The organism is Flavobacterium sp. GNP002 (assembly GCF_054343795.1).
This window is the reverse complement of record NZ_JBTGUW010000001.1, coordinates 3326285-3340509: the sequence shown is the minus strand read 5'-3', so window position 1 is coordinate 3340509 and position 14225 is coordinate 3326285. Positions and strand designations below refer to the sequence as shown.

Annotated in this window: 9 protein-coding genes; all 9 read left to right on the top strand. The window is 34.2% G+C overall.

Annotation, left to right across the window (positions count from 1 at the left end):
- Window positions 1-3 precede the first annotated feature (3 nt).
- The 9 genes from ACXX80_RS14480 (at window position 4) to ACXX80_RS14440 (ending at window position 14218) form a co-directional block, all read left to right on the top strand.
- Window positions 4-2424, top strand: coding sequence for a hypothetical protein (locus tag ACXX80_RS14480; RefSeq protein ID WP_458553855.1), 2421 nt, complete (start codon window positions 4-6; stop codon window positions 2422-2424).
- Between the two features lie 77 nt (window positions 2425-2501).
- Window positions 2502-2807: a hypothetical protein gene (locus ACXX80_RS14475; RefSeq protein WP_458553854.1), complete on the top strand. Its 306-nt coding sequence runs from the start codon at window positions 2502-2504 to the stop codon at window positions 2805-2807.
- A gap of 135 nt (window positions 2808-2942) precedes the next feature.
- Complete coding sequence (locus ACXX80_RS14470; protein ID WP_458553852.1) at window positions 2943-4088, top strand: hypothetical protein; 1146 nt, start codon at window positions 2943-2945, stop codon at window positions 4086-4088.
- Between the two features lie 22 nt (window positions 4089-4110).
- On the top strand, window positions 4111-5460 hold the full coding sequence (locus ACXX80_RS14465; RefSeq protein WP_458553850.1) for a hypothetical protein: 1350 nt from the start codon (window positions 4111-4113) through the stop codon (window positions 5458-5460).
- Window positions 5461-5522: 62 nt separating this feature from the next.
- The gene (locus tag ACXX80_RS14460) at window positions 5523-6578 is read left to right on the top strand and encodes a hypothetical protein (protein WP_458553849.1); all 1056 of its coding nucleotides are present in this window, start codon (window positions 5523-5525) and stop codon (window positions 6576-6578) included.
- A 669-nt stretch (window positions 6579-7247) separates the two neighbouring features.
- Window positions 7248-7946: a hypothetical protein gene (locus tag ACXX80_RS14455; RefSeq protein WP_458553848.1), complete on the top strand. Its 699-nt coding sequence runs from the start codon at window positions 7248-7250 to the stop codon at window positions 7944-7946.
- Complete coding sequence (locus ACXX80_RS14450; RefSeq protein WP_458553847.1) at window positions 7946-8797, top strand: hypothetical protein; 852 nt, start codon at window positions 7946-7948, stop codon at window positions 8795-8797. Before ACXX80_RS14455 ends, ACXX80_RS14450 begins: the two co-directional genes overlap by 1 nt.
- Window positions 8797-9501, top strand: coding sequence for an NUMOD3 domain-containing DNA-binding protein (locus ACXX80_RS14445; RefSeq protein WP_458553845.1), 705 nt, complete (start codon window positions 8797-8799; stop codon window positions 9499-9501). The genes ACXX80_RS14450 and ACXX80_RS14445 overlap by 1 nt, the downstream gene beginning before the upstream one ends.
- On the top strand, window positions 9494-14218 hold the full coding sequence (locus ACXX80_RS14440) for an Ig-like domain-containing protein (RefSeq protein WP_458553843.1): 4725 nt from the start codon (window positions 9494-9496) through the stop codon (window positions 14216-14218). The genes ACXX80_RS14445 and ACXX80_RS14440 overlap by 8 nt, the downstream gene beginning before the upstream one ends.
- Window positions 14219-14225 lie beyond the last annotated feature (7 nt).

Here is a 14225-nt window from a genome sequence, read left to right as displayed (position 1 = left end):
ACCATGAGTTCAAAAACCTACAGAATACCCGATCCATTAGCACCTGATGCTGAAAAAAAACAAAACACTTACGGTTTACAAATGGCACACTTTATTGAAAGTGAATGGTTTAATGGCGGTATAGAATCAAAGAACTGTAATTTTATGACGCGTAGAAACTGGATCCGCGAAAAAAGATTATTTGTTCGCGCTGAATCTGATACAAAAGCAGACAAAGATTTGTTTGCCAGAAATGCAGGTGATTTAGATTATGTAAATTTAGATTGGGAACAATTGAACTTGGCTCAAAAATTTTGCCGTATCGTTTCTAATGGTATTCAAGACAGTAATTACAATTTAGATATTCGTGCCGCTGACGCTGTTTCATTAAAATTGAAACAGGATCGCGTTAATTTACTTAAAAGTAAAATGTATGCACGACCTATGTTAGAGCGTGCAAAGGAACTTGGATTACCTGACTTAACGCCCAAAGGATTTGTTCCGGAAGACGAGGAAGAATTAGATCTTTATATGCAGATAAAAGACAAGCCAATGATTGAAATTGCCGAAGAGGTAATGATCAATTATGTGAAAAATACGCACAACTGGAAAACAATTGAGCGTACCAAAAACAAAGATCTTGTTGAGATAGGTATTGCAGTTGGTCGCTGTTACATTGATAAAAATGACGGGGTAGTTATCAAGTCCGTTAACCCAGAATATTACGGTCACAGCTTTGTTGAAGAAGATGATTTTAGCGATGCTTTTTATCATTTTGTTGTAGATACAATTACCATAAATGATATAAAAAGAGAAAGCGGTTTTGATGATGCTACTTTACGTAAAATAGCCAAAAAGCAAAGTGTTTCAAACACTCTTTTTGAAACGGATTACGACCAATGTAACATGGAAAAACTACTTGATATGCGTATTCATGTAATGCGATTTACTTATAAATCATCAAAGACTATGGTTTATAAAAAGAACGTTAACAGAAAAGGTCAAGTAACTAAGGTATCAAAAAAAGACGAAAATTTTAATCCTCCAGAAAATTTAGCAGGTTTAAAAATGTCAAAAACTCTTGATACTTGGTATGAAGGAAACTACATAGTTGGTGCCGACGAAATTTACGGCTACCAAGAATGCGAAAACTTAGAGCGTGACGATCTTAACCGTGCTAAATCTTCATTTGTAGTTATTGCAACCAATATTTATGAAAATAGATTACACTCTTTCCTTAGCGATATTCAACCAATGTGTAAGCAGCTACAACGACAACACTTAAAAATACAGCACTTAATCTCAGAGTTAAAACCTGATTTGATTAATATTGATTTGGATAGTTTGGCAGATCTTGGTGGCGATGATGAAGATGAGGATGAAGGCGGAAGCAAAGACGAAAAGTGGAAAATGGCAATTAGTTTGCTAAGCGTAAAAGGGGTGGTGATTACCCAACGAACTGAAATGGGTGAAGGAGGATCAAAAGAAGGTTCTCCAGCACGACCAATGGGCAACTCACAAGGTAGCGCCTTGATTCCTTTACTAAATACTTGGGCACACTATTACAATTTAATTCGTGATGTTACCGGAGTAAACCCAGCCCGCGACGGATCATTACCCTCTGATGCTTTATTAGGGGTAAACCAAATGGCGCAATTAGCGAGTAATACCGCTACGCAACATATCGTTGAGGCGGCTACTGATTTTAATAAAAAAATAGCTGAATTAATTTCTTCACGTTTGCATTCTATTTTCAAGCACGACAAAGAAGGTTATTTAAAACGAATTTATGAAAATGCAGTAGGCAAGCATAATGTAGAAGCACTTGAAGTTTTGGCTGATAGAAGTCTTCATGAGTTTGGTTTCACTGTTGAAATGGTTCCTTCGCAAAAACAACAACAAGAACTTTATGATGATTTGAGTATTGCAATGAAAGAAGGTACTATTGATGTAGAGGATAAAATTGAAATTCAACGTATTGCAATGACTAATATGAAATTAGCAATGGAATACATGAAATACCGTCGTAGAAAACGCATCAAGCAAAGAATGGAAGAGCAATCCATTATGGGCAAGGAAAAAAGTCAAAACGACATGGCATCGGCACAAGCAGCCACGCAAGCTAAAACACAAGCTTATGTTGCCCAAAAACAAATTGATGTAGAGGCCGAAGCCAATTTATCTAGTATTCGATTAATGGAGTACCAAAAGAAAAAGGAAATAGATGCGCCAGGAGAACAAATAAAATTTGAACAAGACGTTTACTTAGAGCAGGTAAAAGCTAATGTAAAAATGAGCGAAAACCAGTTCAAAGAAGAAGCGAAAGACAAACGCTTAGATAGACAATCTACTCAAAGCTCAGAAATGATAGAGCAGCGTAAAAAAGACTCTGGACCAATAGACTTTGAAAACAATTTTGATTTTAATTCGTTGTTTACAGATTAACATAAATTTTTATGTTTTTTGTATTAACTTTTTTATATATTTGTTTTCGAATTAATTTTTAATCAAAAATAAAACCAATGAAAAAAGTATTTATGTTATCGGTATTGTTTTGTTTTTTGCTCTCAGCGTTTACACCCGTCAAGGCTTTTGAGTTAAAAAACGAAAAAGAAAAAATTGAAAAAACATTTGTTGATCAGAAATCAAATGAAATTACTGTAGTAGTGTTGTTTGATGCTGTTGTCCGCAGAAACATTGAAATGCCCAAGGCTAAATTAGATGTTGCAAAGGAGCCTGAACCGGAACCGGTGCCCAATTATTTAAACTATAATTATTGTCGGAATCTATACGTCATACCACACCTGCAGACGATATTTAAAGAATAGAAATACAACAAACAATATAAAAAAAGAGCAAGACTTAAAATCTTGCTCTTTTTTTATGTTTAAAACATAAATTTATTTGCATATCATAAATAAATATGATTACATTTGTAAAGACTATAACGAAAATCTATAAAAATGGGTGCATTTGGAATACAAAACATGGAAGGCGCTTTAGAAGAAAAAGAAGTTAATACTGCAGCGGCAGGCGAGGGAGCCGAAAATGTAGATGCTAATGACACTTCTGGATCGGCTAACGATGGTGATTCAAATTCAGGAGGTGATTCAAACCAAGAGCAGCAAAACAATAATGCTGACACTCCTCCGGCTGATGATATTGATGAAGAAAAAGTTCGTGGTTTTTTTAAAGCTAAGTACGGGAAAGAGGTAACTAGTTTTGAAGAGTTGTTTCAGGAAAAAACAGCAACAGTAAATCCATACGAAAATATTAATCCAGAGCTAAAAGCTATTTTGGATTATCATACTGAAACTGGTAGAGGCATTAGCGATTACCAACAGTTGCAAAGAGATTTTGACAAAGTGCCTGTTTTAGAATTAGCAATTGAAAAGGTTAAGCAAGAAATTGGAGTAGAAGCTTCACAAGACGATTTAATTGCTTACATAGAAGATGAATTAAACATTGATTTATCTGATGATGAATTAAGCACAAAAGATACTTTAAAGCTCAACAAATTTGTAAAAGAATACAGAGAGAGCCTAAAAGCTGCACAAGAAAAATTTAAAGCACCGTTAGCAAAAGAAGGTGATCAAAATCCAGATGTGGAAATGATTACGTTAGATAACGGCCAAAAAGTTGAAAAAACTGTTTTTGACGCACATCAAAAACAACGTCAAGCCTATATTGAAGACATGAAAGTAGCGGTGGACAGTGTCGCCAAAACTTCTTTAAGCATTGAGTTTGATAATAATGGGGTTAAAGAGAATTACGCATTTGATTACGAATACGATCAAGCCGACAGAAAAAGTATGTTGGAGTTGACCGAAGACATTGATCAAACAGCAGCTAATCTTTTTAGAACCGAAAAGGGTTTTGATCATCAAGGATTCGCAAAATCTATTTGGAGATTAGATCCTAAAAACTGGGAAAAAGAAGTAAGCGCCATTGTAAATAAAGCTATTGCTGATACTACAGAGCGAATTACGAAAAATGAGAACAATGTTAATTTCAACAGAAACCGTATTCCAAATTCAGGAAACAGCTCTAAAGGAAAAGACATTTTCAACAATAAACCAAAAGGATTTGGAATTCAGTTTGACATTTAAAAACTCTTAATTCCATTCAATCATGGCTTTCGAATTAACCGACAACAACTTGTTAGGCCCGTCAATTATTGATGCACCGGCTAACACAATTAAATCTTCTGCAAACTTCATCGATCCGTATGACTATGCAATGATTTATAAACCAGAACTTATCTCTAAATTTCACATGAGATTTGGAAAAGGTTCTATTTTAGGATTCACACGTATGACGGGTTCCGAAGGGACTTACGCCTCAGATGAAATCCAACACGGAGAACAAAACCGTTTGCACACTATTTCTAAGAATGTAGCTGTAGCAGGAAACGTGTTTACATCGCCAACTGACCACCAATTGCGCGTTAACGACGTAATTATCATTTCTGACGGTACTAATGAAGATCAGGCAATTGTTACAGCAGTTTCTACTTCAAAAGTGTTTACTGCATTGAGTGATACTGCTGCTTCATTTGCTTTTGCTGGAAATGTGACTTTGTTTAGTGGTTCAAACCGTTTTGCAAAAGGAACTGAAAACTTCACACAAGGTTTTCATTGGGATCCTACAATCTACAAAAACTACACGCATATCATCAAAGGTTTCTACGATATTAATGACTCTGATAGAGCACATGATACTTGGTTAGAAACTCCAGATGGTCCGATGTGGTTTAATCATGAGTTGGCAAACCATTCTCGTTATTTCGACAACTTAGCTGAGATCACTCATATCTACCACAGAAGATCAACTGATGGTGCAGCGTCAACAGTTGCCGGAAAACCAAGAGGTATGAAGGGTATTGTTCAGCAAATTGAAGAAAGAGGAAACGTTGCTAATGAGTACATCGAAAACATTGAAGATTTAGCTGACATCGCTTACCGTATTAAGCAACAAGGTGGTTGTACTAGTTACACAATCTATGCTGATCACATGCAAATGTTCAAGTTTAACACTATGTTAGCAGGTGTTAATGCAGGTTTTGTTAATGGCGCCAACTATGGTATTTTCAATAACAGTAAAGAAATGGCTATGGCATTAGATTTCCAAGCGGTTTCTATCTTAGGAATCACTTTCTTTATTACTGCATTGCAAATCCTTGACAACCCACAATTTATGGGTGCTGAACACTTTAAAGCTACGGCTCCTGCGTTCATCATGGTTCCTGCTGGTAACAAATCTATCATGCAAGATGGGGAATCTAAAGATGCGGCTTACTTGACTATCAAGTACCGTAAATCTGGTTTCACAAACAGAAAGAAACAAGTTAAGCTTTTTGGACCTGGATTTACAGATCACAAAAAAGATACTATGGAGTCTCACTTTACACAAGAACAATTAAACCAACTTGTTGGTGCTAATGAGTACTTCATTGGAAGACGTAACGCTGCTTACGCCTAGAAATAATAGCAGGAGCACTGTAAAAGGTGCTCCTGTATTTTTTTAACTTAAAAATTATAAACATGAATGTTTACAAATTAAAATCAGGGAAAACAAGCGGAGGGTTTCAATTACCACTAAGAGGTATTCTAGTTTCAAGAGAAGTTAATGGAGAAAAACTTTTAAAAGAAATTCAATACGTTCCTGGCGCTAGTTCTTTTTACAAGGAAGATCACAAAGGTGATGCTAAACCAAAACCAATTTGGTTTGATGATGGTGAGATTAGAGTAAATCCAGACGACAAGGTTTTAAATGACTTGATGCAAGCGCACCCATGGTTTAAAGAAAAATTTGTTTTAGTTAACGAAGAAGCTACTGCAAAAGAAGAGATTGTTGATTTTGAAAGATTGACAAAAGCATCAAATGCCATTATCAATGAAAAAGATGGTTTCAGATTAAAAGCTATGGCTATGATCTTGATTTCATTAGATGCTGTTAATTGGGAGCAATTCAAATGCAAATCAGAGTTATTGAAGTATGCTAAAAACCACAGCAAAACATTGTTAGAACAAATGTCTAAGCCGGGTTACGAAGGTCGTTTTATTGCCGCGTTAGCTTTTGCAAAAGGAATTGTGAAATACGACCAGTTTCAAACACAAGTTTTGTGGGCCGATGAAAATGGAGGTGTAATTGTACGTGTAGCTGAAGGCGAAAAAGGTGTAGATAAGCTTGGTGAGTTTTTATCAAAAGAAAACGAATCTTCTACTTCTGTATTACAGCGCATTGGCGAAAAAGCTGATGCTATACTTTCAAGCACCACCGAAGTTGAAACAGTGCAATCAGGAAAAACAGTTGAAGAAATTGAAGCTGAGGCTATTGCTAAATACAAAGCTAGTTTGCCTCCAGTAAAAACGGAAGCTGAAATTAGAGCTGAAGTATTAGCCGAAATGAGCACTACAACCGCAGGAAATGAAGACACGCAAACCAATCTTGCTACTGAAACTGATGATACAGGCAAAGAAGACATGGAAGCGTTGAAAGAGGAATACAAAAAAGTAACCGGAAAAGAAGTTTCTCCAAGATATTACAATGATCCAGAGTGGATAAAAAATAAAATTGCAGAAGCTAAAAATACATAAAATACCATTTTCGTTTGGTTTGACTTTCCCAGTCACGAAGAAGCCCCGCTATTGAGTGGGGCTTTTTTATTGCGATAATAATTTTTTAATCTTGTTTGTTTCGTCAATAAAAAACTGAGTACACTCTTGCATTTTTTGCAACTGTAACTTGCTGTATGGCTTGGAATATTTCGCTTTTTTTGGAATTTTATTTTTGTGAACAGTGAAATAATTTGGCTTCATTGTTTTGTTATTTTTTAAATAATAATTTTCCATTAATACCCTCTTTAACAGTAAAGAATTTCTCTTTGTACAGACTTTCAAGATTTGGTCTTATTGTATTATAATCAAGCCCTATTTTAGCACATAATTCTACAATGTAAAGGCCGCATTTGCCATTGGAACTTTTATGTTTATGCTCAATTTCATTCTTTATTTGATCAATAATTGACATACAAAAAAGAATAAAATAACCATTACCAAAAAAACCAAAAGGAATGTTTTTACTAAACTCCAAATAAGTTCAGTTCTTTCGTCGTCTAAGTTGTCATTAAATTTCATGAGTTTTATTTTTATCAAAAATATAAAAAACTTTATGTTTAAAACATAAATAATTGATACTAAATATTTATTATATTTGTGTTCTGTATAGTTTTTTACTATTTTAAACATAAATTAATTTAAGGCGTTATGATCGATAGAGTTTATCAAACTGTAAAAATGCTTGCCAATAGCGAGGTTCGTGGAAACATCAAGCCTGCTGATTTTGACAAAGCTCTTTATAATGTAATGCTAGAAAAATATGAGGAATACCCATTTGAATTAACAAAGTACATTAATAGACAAAACCGAGGATTAATCGGAAACGGGGTAGAGAATCTTACTGACATTGTTCGCGCCAAAATGAAACATTTTTTAACTCCAAATCCATTGCTGTACACATCTGATAAATTTACCCTTCCAGATAATATAGTTTATTTAGAATCAATATTTTATAATTCAGTAAACGAAGTAAGTATGTGTAAGGACAGTCAAGAATTTAATCATTTGAGACGATTTAAACATACACAACCAAGTGTTAAGTTTCCTATTGGATTTAGAACTGGAAATACTGTTGAAATACTTCCTGCAACCATCACCACAAATGTAACAGCGTATTACCTACGAAAGCCTTTAGTTCCTAAATGGACCTATACTGCATTTAATGGGGTTGAGATATTTAATCCAGATGCTCCCGATTTTCAAGATATTGATATGCACCCTTCGGAAGAGGATGATATTGTGGCTAGGTTACTTGTTAAGTTTGGAATTAACTTAAAAGAACAAGACTTACAAATAGCCGGAAATAATGAAGAGGTAAACGAAGAGAATAAAAAAAATAGCAACTAATGGCCCAGACTCCACAAGAATATCACGAAGATGAAGCTTCACACGGTAATTACCAATACACGCCTTTGAGTGAAGTTATTGACGGCCTTTTAATAGACCGTCTTGAAGAAGATAGTTATATTAAAAACACCAATAGAAATATCTTGATTTACCATGCTAAGATGGGATTAAAAGAACTGATCAGAAAGGTAGCCAAGGAAACATTAGCTATTGAAATGACTATTGGTAATGATGCTTGTATTGTGCTTCCGCAAGATTATGTAAGTGGTGCTAGTGTTTCTGTTGTAGTAGTTGACTCCGTAACAGGAGCCAGAAAACTATTCCCTTTAGACCGAAATAACAATATGATTACAGCTGTAGGAATATTGCAGGACAATGATGCTAAAATTTTGTTTGATAGTGATGGGAATATTATAACGGCTGATGCCTCAAACGTTTATAACATGCCGCATACCTCTTATGAGTATGTTAGAAGTTGTAATGATCCTAATGCTTTTATAGATGGATCTGTTTTTAGCGCTAACGGAGAATACAAAGTAGATACCATAAATGGTAAAATTGTTTTTGATTCAAGATTGATTGACCAAGAGATTGTTTTAAAATATAAATCAGATGGTTTGCAATGGGAGTATTTGCAGGAAACTGAAATTAGGGTTCCAAAATACTTAGAACAAGTTCTAAAAGATTGGACTTACTACGCGACAATCGAGAAAAGACAAAATGTACCTATTAACGAAAAAAGACGCGCTTTAGACCGATATAAAACTACTCGATTCGAGGCAAAGAAATCGGCATCAAACATTAATATGAAACGTATTGCCAGAGAAATGCGTTCTAAATCTAAATTCTAATGGCTTACGTTTACAGACACATAAGATTAGATAAAAAAGAGCCTTTTTATATCGGTATAGGCAAGGATAAATATTACAATAGAGCTAAGTCAAAAGCAAAAAGAAATAATCTATGGAATAAAATAGTATCCAAAACAGATTACGATATTGAAATAATTTTTGAGCATGACGACTACGAAATTGTGAAAGAAAAGGAAAAAGAATTTATAAACCTTTACGGTAGAAAAGATTTAAACAAAGGAAGTTTATCAAATCTTACCGATGGAGGAGAAGGAGCTCTTGGACATATACCATCTTTAGAAAAAAGACTAAATCAAAGCATAAAACAGAAAGGAGTTAAGAGACCAGATCATGGATTAAAATTAAAGGGAAGAAAAAAACCTAACATGGTTGGCGTTTTTTCAGGGGCTAACAATCCGATGTTTGGCAAAAAACACACTTTAGAAGCTAGAGAAATTATTTCTAAAAAAAAGAAAAATAAGCTTTTACAAGAAGACAATCCTATGTGGGGCCAAAAAAGACCAGAGCTTTCGGAAAGTAACAAATTATTAAAAAGCAAAAAAGTTTTAGATACTTCTACTGGTTTAATTTATTCTTCTACAAGAGAAGCAGCTGATTATTTTGGAATTAATTACAGCACTTTAAAAAACAAACTAAATAATATAAGTATTAACAACACAACCTTAATCAGATACAATGAGTAATCTTAGAAGAAATTTTCTTTCAGGTCGAATGGAGAAAGATAAAGACGAACGTTTACTTCAAGACGGAGAGTATCGTCATGCGGAAAACGTTTTGGTATTACATTCTGAAGGATCTGATGTAGGCGCTGTTCAAAATACATTGCCAAATAAAAAATTAACCAATATTGATTTTGGGACCAATTCTATTTGCCTTGGCGGTTTTGCTGACGAAGCAACTCAAAAATTGTATTGGTTGATCAAGTCGGATATTGGTAGTTACCTTTTAGAATACGATGCTGTTAATGCTGCCGTATCAAAAGTTTTAGAAGACACGCGTATTGGCAGCGCTCGCGTATTTGATTTGAAAGACACTAATTTTGTTACTGCTATCAACAAAATTTTAAGCGGAGATCCTTCAAGGGATTTAATCGCTATGAACGACGATAATATGCAGCCGTTATGTTTTAATATTGAAATGGCCAAGGCATACGGATTAAACGGTTTTGATAAAGAGGATATTTTTTTAATAAAAAAACCACCTCGTTTTGCTCCTGAAGTTGCTCCTGTTTTATTAAGTAATGGAGGTAACAGTATTGAGGAAAAGTTTCTTTCATTTAGTTACCGCTATAAATATTTGAATGGAGAGTATTCTGCTTTGTCTTCTTATTCTAATTATGTTTTTTATCCCGGACTTTTTAGACTTGATTTTGAAGTTCTAGACAATCTTGGCATGGTAAACTCTTATAACTCTGTAAGAGTAACAATTAATACTGGAGATAAGCGCGTAACGGATATTCAATGCGTAGCAAAAGGCAGTAATTCCAATAATCTTTACATTATTGAAACCTTCAATAAACTAGACGAAGGATGGGGAAACAATGAAGCAAGAAGTTTTGTTTTTTCAAATGATAAAAATTACATGGTATTGCCTGAATTAGAATTATTCAGATCATTTGATAATATCCCTTTAAAAGCAAAAGCACAAACAGTTATTGGAAATAGAATTGTAATGGGTAACTTTGAAGAGGGCTATAATTTAATAGATGCTAATAACAAGAAAGTAAAACTTAATTACAATCTTTCTGTAATTTCAGATAGCTTACAAGGCAATGACTTACCCTTGAATTATAGTAATGCCGACGGTGTAACAAATAACATTTTAAGCTTTAATTTTCAAGATGCCGCGCTAAAGCAAGGCAATAGAATAAATTTTTTCATTAGCCTAGATAGTAACCAAACGCCAGCTAGTAATTTTAATGAGACGTTTTCTTTTTTATTATTAAAGGATTTTGTTGATGCTGCTGAATTAGCACAAGATCCTGATTTTATTTATTTCTTTGAAAATTACGTTACCGATGTTTTTCTAAAAAACTACAGTATTACAGATATTCCAGGAGCAGTTTTAGCTTCTAACACAACTTTTACGATTGATAACTATAGCAGTACAAGTATAGCTGTAAAATCAATTGCATTAGTTTTTACCGTTAGTACTGTAAATCAAGATGTAAATTGGAGCTTTAAAAACAACACCGTTGTTTCATACTATAAAATTGGTTTTTCTTCATCCGTAAAAACGAATAGAAGCCTTGAAATAGGTTTTGTTTACTTAGATGAATTTAACCGCGAAACAACGGTGCTCACTCAATTAAAAAATACAATATTTATTCCACAATCACTGTTGCTTTTTAAAAACAGGATAAAGGTTTCCGTGAACCATTTACCTCCGTCGTTTGCTGATCGCTATAAAATAGTTGTAAAACAAAAAACATTAGAATATCAAACCATATACGCCTCTATATTTTATATTGAGGGTTTATTTCGTTGGGTAAAATTAGAAGGCTCGAACCGTGATAAAATTAAAGAAGGTGATATTTTAATTGTAAAATCAGACATTAGCGGCCCTCTTGAAGAGGTTATAAAAGTTAGGGTTTTAGAATTAGCAACTATTGATAGAAAGATAGATGCAGAAGCGGACACCGTTATAAAAGAAGCAGGAAGGTACATGAAAATCAAGCCGGTTGGTTTCAATATGAATTTGATTACTGCGGTATCAAAATCATTTGAAGGATCTTCACATTTGAGATATACAGCAAAGACTTATACAAGCCCTTATTTTGGCACTGGTAGCGTTGCAACAACTGATTTTGTTCCTTTTAAAATAAAAGCGGGGAGTTCTGTTAAAATATTTATTGAGTTCGAAGCTAGAGGCTCTATTGCATTCAAAGAAACCTACGACAAAGATTTTAAAGTAAAAAGCGACTACGATAGCATCAAACAATGGTATGACTCAGAAGTAATTACGTTAGGTGAGTTTGGCGAGGATTTTACTCGTGAGTATGGTTTTACACCAGAAGGAGAACAATTTTATGTTTGGTCCCACAGAGACGGTACCGCATCAAGAAACATTACAACTAAAGTTAGTTTTCAAGTTGTTTTTTCTGAAGGTATATTAGTTTTTGAAACAGAGGAAAAGCAAGGGATTGAACAAGAAGTTTATTATCAAACTGCTCAAACATTTGAAATAGTAAACGGAAGGCATCAAGGTAATTTACAGAACCAAACTAATTTACTACCCGCAGAAATTGACTTAGATTTTTTCAATTGTTACAATATGGGTAACGGAGCTGAAAGTTATATTGTAAAAGACGCTTTCAATAAACCGTATTTGAATATTGATCTTCGACCTTCTATTGTAACCGTAGATAGCTACAAAGCCATAAGGAGATACGCTGATTTAATTTATAGCGAACCGTATGTAGAAAGTAGCAATGTTAATGGGCTAAACGTTTTTAACGCTGCTACATTAAATTTTAAAGAATTGGATAAACAATACGGAAGTATTCAGAAATTGCATAGCCGTGATAATGACATTTTAGTTTTAAAAGAATACAAAGCATCCAAAGTAATGTTTGAAAAAGGATTGCTTTATAATGCCGATGGTTCCTCAAATGTTACAGCTAGCGATAACGTACTTGGTCCAGAGGTTACTTATTTGGGTGATAATGGTATTGGAAAAAACCCAGAAAGTTTTGCAGAAAATGATTTTCAATTGTATTACGCTAATACGAAACAAGGTAGTATTGTCCGATTGTCAATTGATGGCACAACCGATATTGTAGATGGCATGGTCGATTGGTTCCGTGATATTTTTAGAACACAGCCAAACGCTAAAAAACTTGGAGGCTTTGACCCTTATAGTAAACAGTATTTTGTTTCTATTGGTAATGAGCCTGAAAAAATTCTGGAATTACAATGCAATAATACTATTATAAAAAACGCTCAAAACGGTAGTTTTACTTATCAATTAAAGCTAAACAACCTTAGTGGTGATGTTGTTTTAAATTATAATATCACTTTAGGTAATGCTACTATACAAGCTGTATTTGATGGTATTAACCATGTAGTATCTAATGTAAACGGAATAGGAAATATTACATTTAACAGAACTAGTTTGTTAGATAATATTGTAACTGTAACTGTTACAGCAGTATCTAGCTCTATTAGTTATGAAATTGCTAATAGCTGCCCAACTGGATCAGAACTAAAAATAGTAAGCATTGTCGTAAACGATCCAGAGGACGAAGGGAAAAATATTACCAATAGATTTAAGTGGGGTAGCTCTTCGTTTTACAGTAGTGACGATTTATTTAGTGAGTTACCGGTTAGTAAATTTCTTGTTGAATCTGGTATTGAAGGCGTAGGTAAGTTTCCTTTAAATAATTCGGTTTTTACTATTGAGTCATTCAAAGATAGTCTTGCTTCGGGATCTTTTTTACTTACTGAATGTAATAGAATTGGCTACTTGGTATCTGATGTGGTTTACTCAGAATTGGATATTGATGCGATATTATCATCTGCTACATTTTTAAGTGTTTCCGAAATTAGTGAACCTGGTTTTTTTGAGACAAAATCAGCTAGTTTTCTTTTTAATAGAACGGAGCCTGATCAAATATTATATCTTATTTGGGATTACACCAATAGAAAGCCAATTTTGGTTAACGACAGCATAACGGTTGATAATGAAGACTCCGGAGATATTAATGTTTTAGCAAATGACGAAGCTATTGTTTCGCCAATTGTTACAATAGTAACGCCACCGGTAAACGGAACCGCAATTGTCAATTTAAACAATACCATTACATACACCCACAATGGCACCGAGACGCTGACAGATACAATTGTTTATCAAGTAAGCAATGGTACATGTTCTAGCACTGCCATAATAAACATTACTATAAATCCAAAAGAAACTTTGCCAACGATTCCTTGTAGTGCATCGGCTTCTTCTGGAGGAGAAGGCGTAACAGAATACACTATTGCCTTAGAAAACCCAGCGGGAGGAATTGTTATTATGGACTTTAATGCACAAGGAGTTGTAGATAAGTTGGAAATCATTCATAATGGAGTTAAAAAAGCTACTTCTGGAATGACAACGCCAAACTCAGGTCCATTTGATGATTTATATGGAAACCCTACTGTTCCTACTGGTGCTCAGGCTGCTGCGACAGACCAATTTATAGGTACATCAAAAGGAGCTATACCAACAAGAGAAGCCGTTTTTCTTGCAGAAACTGGTATAACTGATGTTACAAGAACAAAGCAGCAATTGATTTGGTTCGTTTATACTGCAGCTGATTACAAAGTTGCAACTTCGGTAATTGTTAGAGTTACTGGAATACAAGGAACCGCTTGGGATTTGATTCGTTTATGTACTAATCAAACACCTTCAGTTTCTTAATATTTAA

Bases quoted from the DNA above. Each gene is read 5' to 3' on its own strand.
- ACXX80_RS14450 (WP_458553847.1), top strand. From the start codon at position 7,946: ATGGCCCAGACTCCACAAGAATATCACGAAGATGAAGCTTCACACGGT.
- ACXX80_RS14445 (WP_458553845.1), top strand. From the start codon at position 8,797: ATGGCTTACGTTTACAGACACATAAGATTAGATAAAAAAGAGCCTTTT.
- ACXX80_RS14465 (WP_458553850.1), top strand. From the start codon at position 4,111: ATGGCTTTCGAATTAACCGACAACAACTTGTTAGGCCCGTCAATTATT.
- ACXX80_RS14480 (WP_458553855.1), top strand. From the start codon at position 4: ATGAGTTCAAAAACCTACAGAATACCCGATCCATTAGCACCTGATGCT.
- ACXX80_RS14460 (WP_458553849.1), top strand. From the start codon at position 5,523: ATGAATGTTTACAAATTAAAATCAGGGAAAACAAGCGGAGGGTTTCAA.
- ACXX80_RS14475 (WP_458553854.1), top strand. From the start codon at position 2,502: ATGAAAAAAGTATTTATGTTATCGGTATTGTTTTGTTTTTTGCTCTCA.
- ACXX80_RS14440 (WP_458553843.1), top strand. From the start codon at position 9,494: ATGAGTAATCTTAGAAGAAATTTTCTTTCAGGTCGAATGGAGAAAGAT.
- ACXX80_RS14455 (WP_458553848.1), top strand. From the start codon at position 7,248: ATGATCGATAGAGTTTATCAAACTGTAAAAATGCTTGCCAATAGCGAG.
- ACXX80_RS14470 (WP_458553852.1), top strand. From the start codon at position 2,943: ATGGGTGCATTTGGAATACAAAACATGGAAGGCGCTTTAGAAGAAAAA.